Genomic DNA, 4,703 nt, shown 5'->3' with positions numbered 1-4,703 from the left:
CCACTGGGAGGGCCGACCACCGCCGGGCGGGTCCGACCACCCTCGGGCGGGCCCGACCACTGCCGGGCGGGCCCGACCGCTGCCGGGCGGGCGACCGAGGCCTGCCGGGCCGACCACCGCCGGGCGGGCGACCACCACTGGGAGGGCCGACCACCGCCGGGTCCGGCCACCCTCGGGCGGGCCCGACCACTGCCGGGCGGGCCCGACCGCTGCCGGGCGGGCGACCGACGCCTGCCGGGCCGACCACCGCCGGGCGGGTCCGACCACCGCCGGGCGGGCGACCGACGCCTGCCGGGCCGACCACCGCCGGGCGGGTCCGGCCACCCTCGGGCGGGCCCGACCCGCGCTGCCCGCCCCGCTCCTTCGCCCCGCAGACTCCGCCCGGCTACTCCGGTCCCGCTACTCCGCCCCGCCCTCGCCGGTGGCCTTCAGGGCCAGCCAGAGTTCCATCCGTACGTCCGGGTCGTCGAGCGAGCGGCCGAGGATCTCCTCCACGCGCCGCATCCGGTAGCGCAGGGTGTGCCGGTGCACGCCCAGGTCGGCGGCGGCCGCGTCCCACTGGCCGTGCCGGGAGAGCCAGGCGCGCAGGGAGGCGACGAGGTCGCCGCGGCCCGTGGCGTCGTGGTCGCGGAGGGCGCGGAGCATGCCGTCGGCGAAGGCGCGGACCGCGTCGTCGGCGAGGAGCGGGATGACCGAACCGGTCGCCAGGTCCTCGTGCTCGACGAGGGCCTTGCCGCGTCGCCGCGCGACCGAGAGGGCCTGTTCCGCCTGCTTGTACGCACCGGCGGCGGTGACCGGTCCCGCGGGGGCGGAGAGGCCGATGGTGATGCCGGCGTCGTCGGCGTCCCGTTCGGCGTACCCCTCGCAGGCGGCGACGACCGCGCCCGTGTCGCCGGCGAGGACGACGAGCCGCTGCTCGCTCTCGGGGACGGTCAGCACCGCCTCCCCCGCCCGGGCGGCCGCGGACTCCAGGGCTTCGGCGAGGACCTGGAGCGGCGGTTCGCCGGCGGGCTCGGGGCCGGCGGCTTCGGCGACGAGGAGCCGGAAGGGGGCGTCGAGCAGGCCGCCGTACACGTCCCCGGCCACCGCGCGCGCGTGGTCGGACTGACCGGCGAGCATCAGCTGCAGGACCGCCGCGCCGAGCCGGTGTTCGGCGGCCTGGAGCGAACGGGAGCGTTCCGTGGTGAGGGTGAGCAGGGCGATCGCCGAGTGCACGGCGTACCGCTCGGCCGTCCCGAGGGGGGCGCCGGTGCCGACGGCGAGGGCGCCCCGGACCCGGCGGCCGGTGCCCAGCGACTGGAGCTCGACGCGGTCGTCCGTGCCGCCGACGACGGCGCTGGCGGGCGCGGGGCGGTCGCGGAGGCGCTCGACGTCGGTGGTGAGGCGGGCGGCCCGGCGCGCCGCCCACTCGGGCGAGACCGCGACGACGGTGCCGGAGGTGTCGTAGAGGGCGGCCCAGCCGTCGACGTGTGCGGCGAGGCGGGCGACGACGGCCTCGGGTCCCTCGGCGAGGGCGGCGCGGGTCAGTTCGCGCTGGGCCTCGAAGCCTGCGGTGACGGCGCGGTACTGGTCGGCGGAGATGGCGGCGGACACGGCCTTGCTGATGGCGAGGAAGGGGGTCCGGCGGGGTACTTCGAGGAGGGGCAGGTGCTCATCGCGGGCCGCGTCGAGGAGGGCGGCCGGGATCTCGTCGTAGTTGACGCCGACGGCGAAGCCGAGCCCGACGACCCCCGCGCCGAGCAGCCGCCGCACGTAGCGGCGCATCGCCTCCAGGTCCTCCGCGTCGAGGGTGAGCGCGGTGGTGAGGAGGAGCTCGCCGCCCTCCATGTACGGGACGGGGTCGGCGAGCTCGCTGACGTGCGCCCAGCGGACGGGGGTGTCCAGGCGGTCCTCCCCGGCCCGGACGACGAGCTTCAGGGAGGAGTGCTGGACGAGCGAGGCGAGGGTGGGCGGCATTGGGGACCGTCGGACCTTTGGGCGAGGGGGCGCCGCCCAGCCGAGCGGCGCCCCCGATTGTGCCAGGGCGACGGGGTGGCCGCTCCGGCTCGGGACGGGGGGCGGCTGACCCGCGGGGCGCGGACCCCCGCGGGTCAGCCGCGCAGGTCGACCAGCATGGGCGGCACCTGTTCGCCCCGCACGTGGCTCAGCGAGAGGACGGCGTGGCCGGGAGGGACGGCATGGGCGAGGTCCGAGGCGGACCAGCGCTGCCGCTCCACCTCTCGTACGGTGACCGCCTCGGTGGTCACCGCCTTGCCCGTCACCAGCTTGCGCAGGGCGTGGATGGCCCGGGTCATCGGCTGGTCGGCGAAGACGGTGTGGTGGGCGACCTCGGTCATCTCCACCCGTTCGGTGCCCCAGGCGTCCGCGAAGGCCCGGCCGTCCCAGGTGGGAAGCCCGGAGAAGGCCATCCGGCAGCCGACGGTCGCGAGGAGCGGTCCGTGCAGGGATTCGGGCACCTCCGCGAGGGTGCGGAGGGCCAGCACGACACCCGAGTTCTGCGTCCGCAGCCGCTGGAGAGCCCGGAGGGCCCCCGGGGTGACCGCGCCCGCCGCGTCGTCCAGCACCAGGAACGCGAAGTTGCCCCGCGCCGCGCCTCCGCGCGTGATGTGTTGGAACTGGGCGAGCAACAGCCGGTTGAGCAGACGCGCCGCCTCCTCGTGGCCCCCCTCAGGCAGGCTGATCCGCACCCGCATCGGATGCTGGGCGGCGGACCGCAGGGAGAAGGACCTCGACTCCTCCGCCCCGCCGAAGAACTCGGCGAAGATCGGTCGGTCGAGAGCGGCGAGGCGGTCGGCGAGGACGGGGCCCAGGTCGTTCGTGGTGCCGACCTGCCGAAGCCGGGACTCCAGCTCGCGGCGCATCGCCTGTGCGCCGTCGGCCGGCAGGAGGTCGAGCAGGGCCCGCAGGGTCTCGGGGCGGGCTTCCAGCAGTTCCCGCAGGATCGGCACGGTGGGGAACCGGCCGTACGCGACCCGGTAGGGGCCGAGGAGCTGAGCGAGGACCGTCGCGGCTCGTCGCGTCTCCATGCCCTCCATGTCGCCGACCAGTCCTTCGGCCAGGCACGCGGCGGCCTCGTCCGGGTCCGTGGCTCCGGCGTACAGGTCGAGGTCGTAGCGGGAGGCGGGGTCGCCGAGCCGGATCACGACGTCGTACGCCGCGTCGGGGCCGAGCTGCGTTCCGGCCGAGCCGACGGCGACGACGGCGCAGGCGCCGGTGAGCGCCTGGAGACACAGTGACTCGACCACGGGGGCGACCAGGGACCGTGTCTTGCCCGATCCGGAGGGCCCCACGGCAAGGAGGGAGGTACCGAGGAGCTCGGGATCAAGTGCCAGACCCGCGTCGTGATAGCTCCGTGAACCACGCTCGGCAGCCACCCAGCGGCCGACACGGACCTGGCCCTCGAGAAGGTCGTGGACGGCCGAGCGGGCCGGCAGATCGCGATCGCCGGACGGGTGCGTGTCGGCCGCGGCACCCTGGCGGACGAGGTCTTCGACGAAGGCCGCCCGGCGTACGGCATCCCGCTCGCCCGCCTGCCAGACGCGGCGGAGCCGGGCGCAGTCGGCGTCGTTCATGCGCCCCGCGGCGAGTTCACCGGTGAGCACGTCCGCAGCTCGGTGCGCGCCCGCGGCCCGCAGCTCGGGCCACTGCGAGCGGGGGACTCCCGGGCCGTTCGGAGCGGCGGGGTCCGGGGCGTCGGGCCCACCCCCGGAGCGCCACTGCCGGTAGAGGGTCTCCCAGCCGCCGATCTTCGCGCACGGCCAGATGACCAGCGCCGCGCCCAGTACGTACACCGCGTAGATGACGATCGGCGACCCGGCGATGTGCCAGCCACCGGTCACCAGGGCGATGAGGTAGAGGATCGGGTTGACCACCGGTACCGCCGACCAGCCCAGGTGAAGGGCCTCGGGGAGGACGGCCGCCAGACCGGCGAGCGCTCCCAGCGCCGTGAGCGCGGCACGCACCGGCGGACGCCGTCGTGCGAGGTAGAAGCCGATGATCCTGCCCCAGGAGCCGAGGGAACCGACCACCCATACGAGACCGAAGAAGACGATGGCGTCGAAGATCGCGTGGACCGCGACACCCTGCCAGTCCTTCGCCGTCGCTCCGAAGCCGGTCCACCAGTCGTTCGGCGTGAAGGTCCGCATCACGGTGGCCGCGTACGGCAGGTTGTCATTGCGGTACGCCAACCAGATGAACAGTCCGACCAGCAGGGGGACCAGCATCCCGAGCAGGGTGATGGGCCTGATGCGCGTGACCTCGGCGGGCGGCGGAAGGTACCGGAACCGCCAGATGCCGAGAGCGGCCTCCGGGCGCGGAGCGTCGAGCCACTCGGCGACGGGCGAGGAAGGATGCGCCGTGGCCGGGGCGGGAGCCCTGGGCGGCAGCGGCGGGACGCTCGGCAGCCCTGGTCCGACCCTTCGAGCCGGTGGCACCTCGGGGGCGGTCGCCCCCTTCGGGGGGCCCGCCGGTCGCGGCACCGCGCCCCCCTTGGTGTCGCCTGACTCGTACGTGCCGTCGGTCTCCATGAACCTCTGCCCCCTGAACAGCCAGGTCGCCGCCTCTGTGCCACCGTCAATCTAGTGGGCGCGAGGCGTACGGGAGGGGATTCGACCACCCGTACGGCCGACGCCGGCCCGGGCGGTCGAGCCCTGACGACGTCGAGCGCCACCACCTTCTCCACCCCCTCCCTGTCCATCCCGGAC

2 protein-coding genes are annotated in these 4,703 nt (G+C 75.5%); both read right to left on the bottom strand.

Annotated elements, in window-relative coordinates; translation table 11 throughout:
• Positions 1–399: 399 nt before the first annotated feature.
• A complete protein-coding gene (locus EAO70_RS32855) occupies positions 400–1,956 on the bottom strand; it encodes a PucR family transcriptional regulator (protein ID WP_148006399.1) in 1,557 nt (518 codons plus the stop codon).
• A gap of 134 nt (positions 1,957–2,090) precedes the next feature.
• Positions 2,091–4,223: an ATP/GTP-binding protein gene (locus EAO70_RS32850; RefSeq protein WP_315986262.1), complete on the bottom strand. Its 2,133-nt coding sequence runs from the start codon at positions 4,221–4,223 to the stop codon at positions 2,091–2,093.
• Positions 4,224–4,703: the final 480 nt, after the last annotated feature.

The sequence above is a fragment of the Streptomyces sp. adm13(2018) genome, assembly GCF_008042145.1.
Classification (GTDB): Bacteria; Actinomycetota; Actinomycetes; order Streptomycetales; family Streptomycetaceae; genus Streptomyces.
Note: the sequence above shows the minus strand (reverse complement) of the source record. Positions and strands in the feature narration are given on the sequence as shown.